Annotated in this window: 11 protein-coding genes; 9 read left to right on the top strand and 2 right to left on the bottom strand. The window is 54.1% G+C overall.

The annotated features are described in order from the left end of the window. The first annotated feature begins 20 nt into the window (after nucleotides 1–20). The 3 genes from ABNT34_RS16280 to ABNT34_RS16270 are packed head-to-tail and all read left to right on the top strand — an operon-like array spanning nucleotide 21 to nucleotide 3816. A complete protein-coding gene (locus ABNT34_RS16280; RefSeq protein ID WP_348733488.1) occupies nucleotides 21–1163 on the top strand; it encodes a hypothetical protein in 1143 nt (380 codons plus the stop codon). Next, the gene (locus ABNT34_RS16275; protein ID WP_348733486.1) at nucleotides 1157–1696 is read left to right on the top strand and encodes a polysaccharide biosynthesis/export family protein; all 540 of its coding nucleotides are present in this window, start codon (nucleotides 1157–1159) and stop codon (nucleotides 1694–1696) included. The genes ABNT34_RS16280 and ABNT34_RS16275 overlap by 7 nt, the downstream gene beginning before the upstream one ends. Beyond that, nucleotides 1696–3816 (top strand): polysaccharide biosynthesis tyrosine autokinase, encoded by a 2121-nt coding sequence (locus tag ABNT34_RS16270; protein ID WP_348733484.1) that lies wholly within the window; start codon nucleotides 1696–1698, stop codon nucleotides 3814–3816. The genes ABNT34_RS16275 and ABNT34_RS16270 overlap by 1 nt, the downstream gene beginning before the upstream one ends. Nucleotides 3817–3823: 7 nt before the next feature. Here the strand turns inward: ABNT34_RS16270 and ABNT34_RS16265 are convergent, their stop codons facing one another. Next, nucleotides 3824–5056: an ROK family transcriptional regulator gene (locus ABNT34_RS16265; RefSeq protein WP_348733482.1), complete on the bottom strand. Its 1233-nt coding sequence runs from the start codon at nucleotides 5054–5056 to the stop codon at nucleotides 3824–3826. A 248-nt stretch (nucleotides 5057–5304) separates the two neighbouring features. Here ABNT34_RS16265 and ABNT34_RS16260 point away from each other — a divergent pair, with 248 nt between their 5' ends. The 6 genes from ABNT34_RS16260 (at nucleotide 5305) to ABNT34_RS16235 (ending at nucleotide 14796) form a co-directional block, all read left to right on the top strand. After that, entirely contained in the window at nucleotides 5305–6348 is a 1044-nt protein-coding gene (locus ABNT34_RS16260; protein WP_348733480.1) for a substrate-binding domain-containing protein, read from the top strand. Beyond that, a complete protein-coding gene (locus tag ABNT34_RS16255) occupies nucleotides 6345–7310 on the top strand; it encodes an ABC transporter permease (protein ID WP_348733478.1) in 966 nt (321 codons plus the stop codon). The genes ABNT34_RS16260 and ABNT34_RS16255 overlap by 4 nt, the downstream gene beginning before the upstream one ends. Further along, nucleotides 7303–8076 carry an ATP-binding cassette domain-containing protein gene (locus tag ABNT34_RS16250; protein WP_348733476.1) on the top strand — a complete coding sequence of 258 codons (774 nt, stop codon included), beginning with the start codon at nucleotides 7303–7305 and terminating at the stop codon, nucleotides 8074–8076. Before ABNT34_RS16255 ends, ABNT34_RS16250 begins: the two co-directional genes overlap by 8 nt. Nucleotides 8077–8085: 9 nt before the next feature. Then, nucleotides 8086–9693, top strand: coding sequence for a glycoside hydrolase family 3 N-terminal domain-containing protein (locus ABNT34_RS16245; protein WP_348733474.1), 1608 nt, complete (start codon nucleotides 8086–8088; stop codon nucleotides 9691–9693). Between the two features lie 220 nt (nucleotides 9694–9913). Further along, complete coding sequence (locus ABNT34_RS16240; protein WP_348733472.1) at nucleotides 9914–12445, top strand: TonB-dependent receptor; 2532 nt, start codon at nucleotides 9914–9916, stop codon at nucleotides 12443–12445. Nucleotides 12446–12585: 140 nt separating this feature from the next. Then, nucleotides 12586–14796, top strand: a complete 2211-nt coding sequence (locus ABNT34_RS16235) for a carbohydrate-binding protein (protein ID WP_348733470.1) — start codon at nucleotides 12586–12588, stop codon at nucleotides 14794–14796. A gap of 350 nt (nucleotides 14797–15146) precedes the next feature. Here the strand turns inward: ABNT34_RS16235 and luxS are convergent, their stop codons facing one another. Further along, on the bottom strand, nucleotides 15147–15653 hold the full coding sequence (gene luxS, locus ABNT34_RS16230) for an S-ribosylhomocysteine lyase (RefSeq protein WP_348733468.1): 507 nt from the start codon (nucleotides 15651–15653) through the stop codon (nucleotides 15147–15149). Between the last annotated feature and the right edge of the window lie 154 nt (nucleotides 15654–15807).

Raw genomic sequence — 15807 nt, 5'->3', positions numbered from 1 at the left:
ATTTTTCAAGAGCATTTTGCATGAACAGGTCGTATTTAACCGGATTTATACCTCTTTTTATCGTCACTTCAGCGCAGATATCTGCAGCAGACTGGGAACAAGCCCATCACGAAGTCAGCACTGTTGCCGGGGTACAAAGCAGTAACAATTTATTTAATACCACAGCGCAGCAAATCCAGGATCAAAGGCTTTACGCCGGTTTGAACTGGGACTGGCTGGGGTTGTTTGAAGGTTATGGTTTGCGGTGGCCGCTGCAGGTACAGCGCCAGCATTATCTTGATCAAACCGGACTAGACGCCACTTTGTATCAGTTGCAGCCTGAATTGCGGTTATTTCTGACCCCACAAACTGATTTGTCGCTGCAAGCCAGATTAAATAAACAACAATTTTTAGCCGGTGACGCTGCTGCTGAATTTCTCAGTCCCGTCGCTGGTGCATTAAATGAAACTGAGCAAGGCCTGCAAGCCACACTGAGTTTTGGCCGGGCGCCGGATACACAAAATCTGCAGGTTAAAGTTGCCACTGAACAGCGCCGGCAAAAAGTGCGTGATCAGTTGTTTTCACAACAGGACAGCGACTCGGCCGCCATCAATTACAGTCATAAGCTGAATGAAAACATGGCGCTGGTGTTGGATATAGCCCGTCATCAGGAACAGCAAAATCAACGTGATTCCGATTTAAATCAATATGGCGCCGGTGTCGCTGTGCAGTGGACCGGTCAGCAGTATTTCCGCCTGACTGGTGGCCGCTTTGTCCGTAGCTTTGCCGGCCAGTCACTGGAAGATGCGACCGGCAGTTATTGGCAGCTGAATAATCTGTGGCAGCTGGACAGCCGCTGGCAGTTAGTACTGCAAAGCGGCCGCCGCTCAGTATTGTCGTACGCCAGCCAGAGTATTTCGCAGCTGGATACAGAGCACCTTGCTGCCATGCACTGGCAATACGACCAATCGCACCAGTTTGCGGCGCACTTCAGCCGTCTGGTCAGCCGGCTGGATCAAAGTAATTACCGCCGTACCCGCGATGCCATCAGCGCCAGCTGGCAATGGCAGTGGGCTCAGCAGTGGCGCAGCCTGCTGCAGGTCAGCCAGGTGCAGCAAAGCCGTGAGCAGCAACCAGACCGCGACCGGCTGGAACTGACCGCTGAAGTGAGCTGGGCATGGTGATAACTCGTCTGTTGCTACCGTTACTGCTGGTTCTGCTGCCGCACTTTGTGCTGGCCGAATCTGCCGTGACGTCTGGCTTACAGAGCTACAAATTTGGGCCTGGTGATGCGCTGAAAATCAGCGTGTACCAAGAACCGGATTTGTCGGTGACCGCCGAAATCAGTCAACAGGGTTATATTGATATGCCGCTGCTTGGCAGTATCAAAATGACTGGCCATACCCAGCAAAGTGCCAAAGAATACCTGGAGCAGCGGCTGAAAGACGGCTATCTGGTGTCCCCCAGTGTGTCGATCACCATCGACAGCTACCGGCCGTTTTTTATTTACGGCGAAGTGCGTAATCCCGGCAGTTACGATTATCAGCCAGATATCACGCTGGAGCAGGCGATCGCTTTGTCCGGCGGTTTATTGGACCGCGCCTCGCGTAGCGCCTGGCACATTCAGCGCGGCGCGGATAAAGCGACCTTTAAAGCAGAAGCCGACACCATCATCCTACCCGGTGATGTGATCAAGATTGATAAGAGTTTCTTCTGATGCAAGCTGAACCGCAACGCAGTGCGCCGCCCGCCAGTGACGTGATTGAACTCAGCGTCATTCTGGCTATTCTGTCAGCGCGGCGCTGGCTGATTGTGGTGATTAGCGCTGTCATTTTTGCCTTGGTCACAGCTTTTGTCGCACAGCTGCCGTCAGTGTACCGGGCTGATACAACGCTAATGGTTAAAAGCGTGTTGGCGGCTAATCCGTTGCAGTCGCTGATCCCCGGCATGGGCGGTGGCAGCGAGGAGCTGGACACGCAGATTAAACTGCTGACATCCACCCAGTTTGCGCAGGACGTGGTGCAGGGCCTGCCCGCCGACCTGGAACTTGGCATCCCGGACGACCGTCGGCGCGACGATGTGGCCGCGCTGCTCGGTGGCTTGTCGGTGCAGGCGGTGCCCAAAACCACCTTATTGCAAATTTCCTTCAGCCACCATAACCCTTATATCGCCACCGAAATTGTCAATCAGGTCGCCAGCCATTTTATGAATTATCAGTCTGGTCTGATGCAACAACATAATCATCAGGCCAGTGACTGGATTAAACAGCGGGTGGATGAGGTCAAAGCCAAGCTGAGCGAATCAGAACTGAAGCTGCAGCAGTTCCGTCAGGAGCGCAATATCATCGACATCGGCAGTGATATTGAACTGACCAAGCAGGAAATAGCGCAGTTGTTCAGCGAACGCCGGCAGTTGCAAAAACAATCAGAAGAGCTGGCGGTGTTGCTGGGAAAAGTTCAGCAAGCAGGGCACAACTACGATGTGCTGATCACTATCCCGGAAGTGGCTTCGGTGCCGGTGATTGCGTCTTTGCAACAGCAGCTGTCGATGCTGCAGGCTGATTTTGCCCAGCTGCGGCTCAGTTATCTGGAAAAACATCCGCGTTATATCGCAGCGAACCGCAAAATTGAAGTGGCCAGCCAACAGCTCAACAGCGAAGTGAATAAGCTGGCCAGTAACCTGCAAATCCGGCAGCGTGACTTCCAGCGCACTTTGCAGGAAACCAACGCTAAGGCCGAAGCGGCCACGGCGCGGCTGGAGCAGCTGGTCGGGGTAGGGCAGACGCATAAAAAACTGGAAGCAGAAATTCAGGCCAATCTGCATTTAGTGACGACCTTATCCGACAAAATGAAAGAAACCGAGCTGATGAAAGACATCAATAAAACCTCGAGTATCTTTGTCGTTGACCCGGCGGTGGTGCCGGTCAAACCAATTGGACCTAAGCGGTTGTTGTTGTCGGTGGCGGCTTTGGTGCTCGGTCTTATCAGCGCAGTGTTTTTAGTGTTATGCCTGCATTTTTTCGCCGATGTCACGTCGAAATATCGCCACATTGCCAGCCGTTATGGTTATAAACTGCTTGGCGTCGTGCCGCAAATCCGCATCAAAGGCATAGATCGCAATCTGCCGGTGATTCAGCAATCCGGTAAACAATACACCTTGTATCAGGAATATATCCGTTCGCTGCGCACCAATATTCTGCTGGATAAACAACTGAGTACCCAGCGTTTGTTGGCCTTAACCTCGATTTCACCGAACGAAGGTAAATCCAGTATCTGTTTGCAGCTTGCCAAGTCGTTTTCTGAGCTGGAGCGGGTCATTATTATTGACGCTGATTTGCGTTTTCCGGCTTTGGCCGAAGCGCTTGGCGAAAATCCGCACAGACCCGGTTTAACCAACTTGCTGGCCAAAACCCATACCTTTGAGCAATGTGTGTTTTACAGCAAAGAACTCAATGCCGATGTGCTGCCATCCGGCATCCGGCCGATGAACCCCTTGCTGTTTTTGTCGATGCCACGCTTTGATGCGGTACTCAAAGTGTTGGCAAAAAAATACGACCGGGTCATTATCGAATGCCCGCCAATTTTGTCGGTGTCTGATGCGATGGTGGTGGCCAAATGTGTCGGTAAGCTTGAACTAGTCGTCGATGTGAAAAAAACACCGCTGGTGGATTTTGCCGCCAAAATGGAGTTGTTATCGCAATCCGGCGTCAATATTGGTGGTGTGATCTTAAACCGGGTGAAAAACGACACATCGAATTATTATGCGACTTCCGCCACCCGCGCCAAACAGCCGTCGGCACTGCGCCAGCTGCTGCATGACAATCTGCGCCGCGCCTGAGCCGGTGTTAGTCTTCGCTCTCTTCCGCTGCGCCCGAATCGGCGCCAAACAACAACTGTTGCCGCGCATCCAGCACCGACACGAGCGGCAGTTGCACCTGCTGCGCCTGCTCCGGCCGCAACGCCGCATGTAGTGGTAGTGTTGTCAGTCCCTGCATCGCAACCTGTTCCACCTGCGGAGTTTTAATCAGCCGCGGTACATCGCGTGGGCCATATTGCGCGATCGATGGGATAAAAGGCCTTAACTTACTGATTAGCTTGTCTAGGAACCAGGTACTAACCTCGCCGCCGATGATGATAGTCTGGCTGTTAAACAACGTCTCCAGCGTATGAATGGCCACCCGCATCGGTTCGGTCGCCCGGTCAAACCAGGGAGCGATTTTATCGGCTGATGCGGCCAGCCGGTCAAAGCCGTCGGCGGAATCAAGCGCAAGGCCCGGTAGCTTTTTATCAACAAATTGCTGTAAGGAGCGCACCGAGGCAAAATCATTCAGCCGGCCAAAATCTCCGGTGCGATGATCCTGATCCGGTGTGACAAAAATATCCCCCAGTGCGCCGGTTAACCCTTGTTGTCCCAGCAACAGACGCCGTTCAAACACCATAGCGGTATCAATTTGCTGGCCGAGGTGGATATAACAGAAGCTGTCTAATTGCCGTGCTTCGCCGTGCAGCAGCTGATAAGCGGCACAAGCCGCTGCCGTGTGGGCGGCGATGATGGGCAGTTGCAGTGCGCCGGCCAGCTGCTGTTGCAACAACTGCAGTTCCTGATGACGTTGTTCCGGCTCGGCCGTTGTTGCAGTGACGATGGTGAGACCTGCGCCTAACAACTGGCCGTGAGTATGACCAGATTGCTGCAAAAACTCTTGGCTGAAACTACAAACCTGATTGACCAGACTGAGTTCGCTCTGGCGTGCCACTGTTTGATGCGCCAGCAGCTGCCCGGTTAAATCACTGAGCGCCAGTTCCAGCCGCTGTGGCCAGACCCGGATCCCCAGACTAAACAAACCCGGCCCGTTTAACATCAGCATCGTTGAGGGTTTACCAACGCCGGCTTTGAGCTGGCCGGTTTCAATCACCAGCTGATGGGCGATCAGTTCGTCGACCAGATTGGTGATGGTCTGTTTGGTCAGCAGCGTGGCTCTGGCCAGGTCGGCTCGTGACAGCGGGCTTTGCGTGGCGATTTGTGACAACACCAGACGCAGATTCAACGATTTGTTTTGTTTAGAGTTTGAACCTTTCATGCAGGGGCCTTGTCCGGCAGCAACGCCAAAAAATCAGCCGTCATTTTTGACCTGAACTGTGAACAAAGGCAATCAATTTGTCGGGATAAAGATATAAGTAAAAATGATTGACATATTAAGTCTGGTTGGAATATAACCAATCTATCAACTTTGTGAAAAAAAGGTGGCATGTGAGAAAAAATTTAATTTTGCCGCGTCCGTTGGGTTTGCTAAGCAGGCATTTCGCCGCCCGGCGATGGCTCCAGCCTTTGTGGCTCGCCGCTGCACTGCCGTTTTCAGCTCTGGCCGCTACACCGGCGCTGCTGGATTTAGCGCAAGCGCAACAGGCTGAACAAGTGGTGCTGAGTAGCGCTCAGCAGCAACAGCTGAAACAGACACCCCGCCGAGCCGCTTTGGTCTGGCATGGCGCCAGCCCCTGGATCAATGCCGTCACTGCTGGTGCCCGTGCTGAATTTGCCGCGGCTGGCGTTGAAGTGATTGCGGTGACAGATGCCAATTATGACCCGGCCCGTCAGGTGGCAGATCTGGAAAATGTCACCACGCTGAAACCTGATTTTATCCTGACACTGGCCATCGACGCCGCCAGTGTTAAAAGCAGCCTGCAGCGCGCTGGTGCCGGCGGCGCCAAACTGGTGTTGTTGAGTAACCCGATCGCGGGTTTTTCCCATCCGGCGGATTATGCCGGCATTGTCACTGACGACATGATTGGCATGGGCCGGCGTGCCGCCCGGGTGCTGGCTGAACATAGCAGCAAACCGCTGCAGGTCGGCATGATTTTCCACGACGCTGATTATTTTATTACCAATACCCGTGACCAAGCCTTTGTTGATGCGCTGCAGGCCCATCCGCAGCTGCAGCTGGTGGCGCGTAAAGGTTTTGTCCGCGAGCAGGAAACCAGTGACGTGGCGGCAGCCCTGTTGCTGCAACATCCGGAACTGGACCTGATTTATGTGTCCTGGGACAGCGCGGCCGAAGGTGTGCTGGAAGCACTACGGGCAGCCGGGCGCAAGGATATCCGCGTGGTGACCCATGATTTAGGCGTCAACAACCTGCTGGATCTGGCAAGAGACGGCAACATGCTGGCGACTATTGCCGACCAGCCTTATCTGCTTGGCCAGACCATGGCCAAAGTGGCGCTGTTGGCCGAACTTGGCGCGCCGACACCCAAACTGACCTTAGTGCCCTTTGAAACAGTACACCGCCACAACATCAGCGAAGGCTGGCTGCGTGCCTTTCATAGCCCACTGCCTGCTGTATTACAACCTTTCATCGTAACGGAGAACGGCCGATGACCACGCAGACTCAGGCGACGATGCTGAAGCAGCTGCTGCTGCGCCGCGACGCTTATATTTATTACATCTTTTTGATTGTGTTGAGCTTTTTTGCCGTGCTATTGCATGACACCGCATTTTTAAGCCTCGACAATCTGTTGAATATCGTGCGCCAGACCACGCCGGTCACTGTGATGGCGGTGGCTTTGTGTTTCGCCTTGGCTGTTGGTCATATCGATTTGTCGATAGGCGCAGTGGTGGCGGTCAGTGCATTAGTGGCGGCGCTGTTGTTGCCGCAATATGGCGTGTTGGTCGCGACCATCGCAGCACTTGGGCTTGGCGCCGCCGTTGGTTTGATTAACGGCCTGCTGACCGAGAAATTGCAGGTGTCGAGTTTGCTCATCACCCTTGGCACTATGAGTGTGCTGGCTGGTGTCGCACGGCAACTGACGGGTATGGAATCGGTGCCGGTGCTGCACGATGGTTTTATCTTCTGGTTCGGCGGCGGTGAGCTGTGGGGCATTCCGACTTTGTTGTTATGGACAGTCGCGGTCGCGCTTTTGGGCTATCTGCTGCTGAATAAATTACGCTTTGGCCGGCATTTGCTGGCGGTCGGTGGGCAGCCACAGGCAGCGCGCGCTATGGGCATTGCGCTGCAGAGCCTGCGGGTGCGGGCGCTGATGATCTCTGCTACAGGCGCGGCACTGGCCGGTCTGCTGTACGCCGGCCGGCTGCAGGGCGCGCGGTATACCTTAGGCGAAGCTGATTTACTGACGGTGATTGCGGCGGTCGCGATTGGCGGTACCAGTTTGTTTGGTGGCCGGGTTTGTATCTTCGGTGCAGTGCTTGGCTCCTGGCTGATGGGCATGATCAACAACGGGCTGATTTTGTCTGGTTTTTCCACCAATGAGCAGATGGTCGCCCGTGGGGTGATCCTGATTGTGGCTGTAGCTATCGGTGTGCGGGAGGTCAAACGTGGTTAGAAATGCATTAGGTCAGACAGCACTTGAGATCCGTCAGCTCGGCAAATCCTTTGGCGCCGTGCAGGCGTTAAAAGCAGTCAGTTTCTCCATCCAAAAAGGTGAAGTGGTGGCGTTACTCGGTGACAACGGCGCCGGTAAAACCACGTTGGTGCGTTGCCTGGCCGGCATCCATCAGGCTGATCAGGGCGAGATACTGTTTAACGGTAAAGCGGTGGTTTTAGACAATCCGCAGCAGGCGCGGGCACTGGGCATTGAAACGGTGTTTCAGGACCTTGCGATGGTGCCGGAGTTTGATATCCCGGCCAACCTGTTCTTAAACCGGGAAATTTTAAGCAAAAACCCGTTGCTGCGCGCCATTGGCTGGCTGGACAAAGCGGCGATGGAGCGGCAGGCGCGTAAGTCGCTGCACCGGCTCAACAGCCGGATGGCCGATTTTGCCGCCCCGGTGCAGAGCTTGTCCGGTGGCCAGCGCCAGGCGATTGCGATCGCCCGCGCCGTAAACTGGGGCGCTGATCTGGTGATTATGGATGAGCCGACCGCGGCGCTTGGCGTTGAGCAAAGTGCGCAGGTCAATGAACTGATCCGGCTTATCAGTTCACAGGGCGTAGCAGTGTTGCTGATTAGTCACAACATGCAACATGTACTGGAAACCTGCGACCGCGCCGTGGTGCTGTATCAGGGCCGTTCGGTGGCCGATGTGGCGCTTAATGAAGTCAGTAAAGAACAGCTGGTGGCGCTTATCACCGGCGCTGCAGTCGCGGCCTGAGGAGACACTATGAAACATCGTATCCGCCAGCTGATTGACAGCCTGCCGCTGGAACATAAAGTCGGTCAGCTGTTTATGCTGGCCTTTGCCGGGCCTGATGTGGCGTACGCCCGCCAGTTGGTCGAACAGTATCAGATCGGTGGTTTTTATCTGACTGATGACAATGCCGCCGATCCGCAACAAGCGGCGGCGCTGAATCTGGAACTGCAGAAACTGGCCGCGCTGCGCACTGTTGATGCGCCGCTGATTTTAGGCGTCGATCAGGAAGGCGCCTGGAGTGTGCTGACAAGGTTCACCGACACCGGCCCTGGTAATCTGGCGCTGGGTGTTATCGATGATGTGGCGCTGACTGCACAGCAATATCAAAACATGGCGCTACAGATGCAGGCGCTGGGTTACAACACGCTGCTGGCGCCTTGTGTCGATGTGAACAGCAATCCGGACAATCCAATCATCGGGCAGCGCTCTTTTGGCGCAGAGCCTGCGCTGGTGTCGCGTCATAGCAGCGCAGCGGTGACGGCGATTTTACAAACCGGCATGCTGGCTTGCGCCAAACATTTTCCGGGCCATGGCGATACCGCCACCGACAGCCATAACGGCTTGCCGGTGGTTGATTTATCGCTGACGCAATTGCTCGACAGCCATCTGCAGCCATTTGTCGCCGCTATTGCCGCTGATGTGCCGCTGCTGATGACCAGCCATATTTGTTATCCGCAGCTTGATAGCGAATTTCCGGCGACTTTATCACCACTGATTTTGACCCGGTTGCTACGCGAACAGTTAGGGTTTGACGGCGTGATCCTGACCGACAGCATGAATATGGGCGCGATGCGCCGCCACTACGGCCCGGTGCAGGCCGCTGTGCAGGCCCTCAGAGCCGGCGCGGACATGATTATGCTCAGCGAAGAGCACTACGAAAACGCTGTCACTGATTATCAGGCCATTCAGCGCCAGACCATCCTTGGCGTGGTGGCTGCGGTGCGAAGTGGTGAGCTGGCTGAAGCGCAGATTGATGCGGCATTACAGCGTGTGCTGCTGCTGCGTTATCAGCTGGTCGAGCCGCAGCTGCGGGCTTTACCGCCGGGTGGCGATATTGCTGCGCTGGCGGCACAACGGGCTTGTGCTGTGCTGCGTAATCAGCAAGGGCTGTTGCCACTGCAACAAAGTTTTTATCTGCAGGCGCTGGCAGAGCCGGCGGAATATCAGCAAATCCAGAACAGCAGGGGCATCGGGCCCAATGACCCGGTACCAGCAAGCAGCGTAGTGCTGGAGCAGTTGCAACAAGCGCGGGTGCAGGTCGAGGTATTAAGCTGGCCAGTTATTGCCGGCTGGATAGCGCAAGGGCTGTCATTGCAACAGCCATTGGTGCTGCTGACTGAAGACTACCCGTTACCGGGCAGCCGTTTTGATCTGTCACAGCAACAAAGCCGGGTGCGTCAATGTGTGACGGCCTTTGGCGAGCAGGTGATTGTGATGGCGCTGCGCTCTGACACTGAGCTGAGCTTTTACCCGGAACTGCCGACGTATCTGTGCAGTTATTCCAGCCGGCGCTGCAGTGCCAAAGCTTTGGTCGATGTGTTACTGGGACATCAGCTGCAAAGCGGTCAAAATATGTAAATAAATGATGATATTTTTTTCTGAAATAAAAAGTCAAAACAATTGACAAATATTTAGTAAATTAAATAGACTAAAATTTAAGCAGCAAAGGTAAAACAACAACGGATCAGTTTTTGTGTGGTGCGCATATAAAAACTGAGTGGTAACTTGTTGATATTGCTAGCGCTGTAACTGTCCAAAACCAAAACAGAAACCAAAAAAAATACACGGGGAACTACAGATGAACGGCAAAATCACTTACCTGGGCTGTTGTGTGGCCGCAGCGTTGCTCAGCTGCTCGGCTACAGCGCAAAGTAACACAAATGTAAAAGCGGCCGATGCTGCAAACGACGGCAAAATTGAACGGATCTCCGTCACGGCCAGCAAACGCAAAACTTATCTGATGGAAACACCGGGTGCGATCACGGCAATCAGCCAGGACCAGCTGACCCGCAGCGGCATTAAAGAATTACGCGAGTTAACCACCAGCATTCCGAATACTCAATTTGTGGTGTCCGGCACCGATTCCGGTATTCAGGCGTCTATTCGCGGCGTGCGCTCCGGCAACAACACTGAAATCGGCGATCCGGCCGTGGGTGTGCACATCGATGGTATTTATTCGCCACGGCCACAAGGCGCATTAGCGCTGTTGTATGACGTGTCGCAGGTGGAAGTACTACGCGGCCCACAAGGGACTTTGTTTGGCCGCAACTCGACTGGCGGCTCTATCAACGTGATCCCGAATAAAGCTGACACTGCAGATTCATACTCCAGCATTGTGCTGGGGTATGGCAAATACGCTCATAAACAGCTGCGTGGCCTGACCAACATCGCGGTCAATGACCGCTTTGCACTGCGGTTTGCCCTGATGGCGGACCGACGCGATGGTTATATCCAGCAGGATTATGACGTGCGGGATATCAACAGACCGGATATCAAAGACCCGTTCACCGGCAAGCCGATGGTGGCCGACGGCCGGCCGGACACTGATCAGCGCGAAAACCGCCGGGTTGGCAAAGAAGACTATTATACCAACGCCGATAAACAGGCCGTGCGCGCGTTGGCCCGCTGGGTGCCAACCGACAGCCTGACCTGGGATTTAACCCTCGAACACTTTGCCGATAAAAGCGCCGGTGAGTTGTTTTTAAAAGACTGTAAGCAGGCCAAAGGTACGGTCGACGAATGTACCCAGCAACAGTTTTACGCCAACATCAACGTGCCGGGTGACATGGATATGACCATCGACACCACGCGCTCACATCTGAACTGGCTGATCAACGACATGTGGAGTGCTGACTATCGCTTCAGTGTGGCGGATCAGGAACGCTATCAGTTGTTTGATGAAGACGCCGGTTTTGCTGCGGCGCCATCCCGCGCCAAGCTCGACAGTTTCAGCCATCCGCTGTTATTTGACCGTTATGCCCGTACCGACGCCAAGTTTAAATCGACCATCCATGAACTGCAGTTCACTTATTCCAGCGCCGATCTGAAGTTTGTCACCGGTGTGTTCTCGATGCGCGAGAAAAACAAAATCAAATTTGATGTGGAATTAGTGCACGGCCTGCGCCATTCGGCACTGGGTTATCATCCGGCGGCTTTTTCTTATCCGCAGGATGATCGCCGCGCCAACGCCGATGCGGTGTTTGGCCAGTTTGATTATCAGCTGACCGATAAGCAGCAGGTCACTTTTGGTTACCGCCAGACCCGCGACGAGAAAATCGATAACGGCGGTGTGGGTTATGAGCTGGTATTCAGTGACAAATACTACAACGGCAAATATGACCCGACCAAAAGTGGCAGCATTCAGGGCGACAGTCTGACCAAAGATATGGGCACTTATCCGCCACTCGGCCAGGTGCTGACGGCCGGCCGGCGCACCTACGCCAGTGAAGACTGGCAAAAAGGCACCTGGAAACTCGGCACCGATTATCGCCTCGACAACAACGATTTGCTGTACGCCTTCGTCGCTACGGGCTTTAAAGCCGGTGGTTTCTTCGAAGATTTTGACATCTGCGACTGTGGTCAGTACTCCAACCTGCCATACGGCCCGGAAGAAGTGACCAACTACGAGGCCGGTTATAAAGGCAGTTTGCTCGACGGTAAAATGAACCTGTCGGCGGCGCTGTTTTACAGCGACTACACCGACATGCAGGTCACCAACAACCAAAAAGTCGGCACCCGGCCGGATGGCAGTGAAAAGACCCACAACGTCACCACCAATATCGGTGAAGCGTCGCTCAAAGGTCTGGAGCTGGAGCTGGATTATATCCCTTGGATCGGTGGCCGCCTGACTGGTTATGTCGCCTGGCTCAATGCCCGGGTGGAAGATATCCCGTTTGAAGATGCTTATTACTGCAGTGAACGACTGGAATACGGCCAGAAACCGTGCGCCGGTAAAGTCGATATCAGCGGCAACAGCCTGCCATATTCACCGGACTGGTCTACCAGCCTCACGCTGAAACATACGCTGGAACTGGCGCAGGCTTTTGCGCTGGAACCGCAAGTCACTGCGCACTGGCAGAGCAAAATGTACACCTCTTTGAATAACTACGACGGCGCGCATTTATCTGATGCGCAGGACGCTTACTGGAAAATCGACGCCAGCGTGCGGTTATTACCGGCGCAGGGCAACTGGTGGCTGGAAGCCTACGGCAGCAACCTGACCGATGAAATTGTGCGCAATGCCAATTACTTCCAGTTCCGCGACGGTTTTATCCGGTCCACTTATAACCCGCCGCGGATGTACGGCGTGCGCTTTGGTTACGACTTCTGACAAGGATAGTTGACGGGCTGATACCGAAAGCTTTGCGCTGACGGTATCCCTTCACAGCTTTGCGTCCTGCTCCAGGCCCGGGAGCAGGGTATTACGCGATGGCTTTTGCCAACCTATCGTCTCTTCCAAAGGAGTTACCGATGCAAAATCTAATGAAACGGCCTTTAACACGGCCATTGGCACGCCTCGTCACTTTATGCTGTCTCGGCTTAAGTGCACAGGCTTTCGCGGCGCAGGGCAGTTTCCAGCAATTTCTCGATACGATGCGCGCTTTTGAGTCCGGTATTGACCCGGCCAAAGCGGCGTTTTACCGGCAGAATCTGGACCAGCCGGTGTACAACTACGCCAAAGTCACAGCGCCGGGCCAGATCATCCGCGACCCGGTCACAGGCTCGATGATTTCTGAAGCGACTACTATCCGCGAGTTTTTCCAGAAACTCGGTGTCGCATCTTTTTATAGCGAATTTCCGGCCGACGAAGCGGCGATGTTTCGCACTATGCAATACAACTCGCTGAATGCCTGGGGTTTTATTGGTTATCAGCTTGGTGAAGCCGTGCTGATTTCGGCCGGTTATTACAGCCCGAAACAAGTGACAACCGGCAATGAGACGCTCGACAGCTTTTATATCTTTATGCCGGACAGCACCTGGGCTAATGGCGTGAAACAAGCGCGTTCGGAAATTCCGGGCTCAGGTGGCAATTATATTCTGGCGACTGATACCAACCTGTGGCAGGGCAGTTTTGTCGGCAAAAACGGTGTCAGCAGCTTTGCCGACTTAAAAGTACCAGATAAACAAGAAGTGGTGATCCGCGATGTGATGCGGTTTAACTATGGCGTCATGACTGAACTCTTGACCAAAGCCAATATGACCTGGGCACAGGCGTTGGCGAAAAGCTGGCCGGGCAAAGACGCCAACGGCAATAACATCACCATTCAGGCGACTATGTCGGGTTTATTGGCGGCTGCACACTTACGCGGCGCCTGGGGCACTGCAGATCTGCTGATTAAAAACCAGCAAAGTTGTGATGAACTCGGCACTTGTATCACCACTTATATTCACAAATTTGGAGGTTTCGACACTATTTTTGACACGCCTGCCAATGATGTGATTAGCGGCAGTCCATACAACGAAGTGTTAGCGGCTGGCTGGGGCAATGATGTGGTTGAGACCGGCGGTGGTAAAGACCTGATTCAGCTCAATCAAAGTGCCAATGCCCGCACGCTGGTGAAAGGCTTTACCGTCGGCGATGATCGCGTGGTGCTGCGTGGCTGGTCGGTGGCTAATCCACTGGTCAATCTGGTGGTGACGCAGGGTGTACAAGGCGCAGAACTGAGTTTTGCCGGTCAGACGCTGGTGCTGGAAAATGTCACGGTCGCGCAGGTGCAGGCCAATGTTGGCGCTGTCATTCAGGCCGGACAGATTTATCCGCTGGCCTGGAGTGGCAAAAGCACAGTCAACAGCTTTAACCCGCAAGCCGACCAAATCCGCGGCACTGCCGGCATTGACTTTAAACACCTCAAAGCCTTCCAGGACAATGGCAGCCTGTTTGTCGGCACGCAAGCCGCAGACGGTGGCATTTATTCCTGGATTGAACTCAAAGGCGTTAATCGCAGCCAGGTGAGCCCGGACATGTTTGTTGATGTCACCGGCAGCTACAACCGGCTCGGCTTTACTGTCCTGCTGACCAATACCAGCTGGAGCTGGGGCCAGACCAAAACGGTGGATTATTTTAAAGCCGCCGATACGACGCTGAATTTAAGCGCTTTCCCTTATACCTTCAGCACACTGAAGCTGACGCAGGATGGTACCACCACAGTGGTCAGTCTGGTTGGCAGTCAGGGGCAGGGCGATACCAAAACCCTGCGTCTGCTCAATACCAAAATCACCGATTTAACTGCGGCGAATTTCTACGGCCTCAAAGGCGGCAGTTTCAGTGATGTGACTATTGATGATCCGTCCAATGCGATTTATCACACTATCAATGCCAGTGTCAGCGGCAGCGGCGGCACTATTTCGCCAAGTGGCGCGGTGCAGGTGCGGGATAACACCAATCAACTCTTTACCATCACGCCCAATGCCGGCTTTAAGGTGAAATCGATTCTGGTCAATGGTGTAGCGCAAGCGGTCGGTAACAGTCTGACGCTGACTCAGGTCAAAGCCAATGGCACAGTGGTGGTCAGCTTTGAAGTCGGCAGCAGCTGTCTGACGCCGGTGTGGGAAGCCAGCAAAGTCTACGTCGGTGGCAATAAAGTCAGCTATCAGGGCTTTGAATACACCGCCCGTTGGTGGACCCAGGGCAATACTCCTGGCACCAATGAAGTCTGGACCAAAGGTGCGGCTTGCCAGTAATTATGTGACAGCCAATCGTAGTGTGAAGAGTGCGATGGACCTCCGGCCGGCATCCTGTCCGGCGGGAGATATTGCCAACCGGTCCAGCAATGGACCGGTTTTTTTATATCCAGGGATGGTACGCCGAAAATGCAGGTACGCGGTACCCGGAGCTTTTCGGCGATGTACAGGAAGTACGGTATGGTGAAACCGGGATTTCAACAGGCCAACAGTTTGGCCTGTTGCCGGTTGAACGTCATTTGCTCCGCAAATGACCGACGCAAACGCATGGAGCAGTTTGTGCCGATGTCCAGGGATGCAAAAATAAAAACGCCACGTGTGTGGCGTTTTAATTGAAGTTGAGCGAAGGCTTAATGCCCTAAAAACTCTGGCGCCAGCGTCAGCTCGTCGTTGCGGTTAATCCCTACGCCGCGGTCGATAATGTTTTGTGCGATTTGGCGGGCTTCTTCCAGTGAGTGCATCTCGTAAGTGCCGCACTGATAGACGTTCAGCTCTGGAATTTTATTCTGGTCTTGCACCTGCAGCACGTCGTTCATCGCGGCTTGCCAGGCTTGGGCAACACGCGCTTCGTCCGGTGTACCAATCAGGCTCATATAAAAACCGGTGCGACAGCCCATTGGTGAAATATCGATGATTTCAACGCCGTTGCCATTTAAGTGGTCGCGCATGAAACCGGCAAACAAATGCTCGAGTGTGTGGATACCTTTTTCTGACAGAATTTCCTGGTTCGGTACGCAAAAACGCAGGTCAAACACAGTGATGTCGTCGCCTTTTGGCGTGGTCATTTTTTTCGCCACGCGCACGGCAGGGGCTTTCATGATGGTGTGGTCAACGGTAAAGCTGTCGAGTAATGGCATGCTGGGTGTCTCCGTAAGAACAATGCGCCGATTATACCGGTGCTGGTTGACCTTGGGTACGAAAATTCCGCTGTGGCAGATTAGCCGACTCTGCGGTTTGGTCGAAGTTCCCGCTTTTACCTGCTGTTTTGCCCCGTTAAGCGCAGAAAAATGA

This window comes from Rheinheimera texasensis (assembly GCF_964031785.1).
Lineage (GTDB): Bacteria > Pseudomonadota > Gammaproteobacteria > Enterobacterales > Alteromonadaceae > Pararheinheimera > Pararheinheimera texasensis_A.
Note: the sequence above shows the minus strand (reverse complement) of the source record. Positions and strands in the feature narration are given on the sequence as shown.

What these genes read in the sequence shown, in the direction of transcription:
- ABNT34_RS16280 (WP_348733488.1), top strand. Translation starts at nt 21, where the DNA reads ATGAACAGGTCGTATTTAACCGGATTTATACCTCTTTTTATCGTCACT.
- ABNT34_RS16235 (WP_348733470.1), top strand. Translation starts at nt 12,586, where the DNA reads ATGCAAAATCTAATGAAACGGCCTTTAACACGGCCATTGGCACGCCTC.
- ABNT34_RS16265 (WP_348733482.1), bottom strand. Translation starts at nt 5,056, where the DNA reads ATGAAAGGTTCAAACTCTAAACAAAACAAATCGTTGAATCTGCGTCTG.
- ABNT34_RS16245 (WP_348733474.1), top strand. Translation starts at nt 8,086, where the DNA reads ATGAAACATCGTATCCGCCAGCTGATTGACAGCCTGCCGCTGGAACAT.
- luxS (WP_348733468.1), bottom strand. Translation starts at nt 15,653, where the DNA reads ATGCCATTACTCGACAGCTTTACCGTTGACCACACCATCATGAAAGCC.
- ABNT34_RS16240 (WP_348733472.1), top strand. Translation starts at nt 9,914, where the DNA reads ATGAACGGCAAAATCACTTACCTGGGCTGTTGTGTGGCCGCAGCGTTG.
- ABNT34_RS16275 (WP_348733486.1), top strand. Translation starts at nt 1,157, where the DNA reads ATGGTGATAACTCGTCTGTTGCTACCGTTACTGCTGGTTCTGCTGCCG.
- ABNT34_RS16255 (WP_348733478.1), top strand. Translation starts at nt 6,345, where the DNA reads ATGACCACGCAGACTCAGGCGACGATGCTGAAGCAGCTGCTGCTGCGC.
- ABNT34_RS16270 (WP_348733484.1), top strand. Translation starts at nt 1,696, where the DNA reads ATGCAAGCTGAACCGCAACGCAGTGCGCCGCCCGCCAGTGACGTGATT.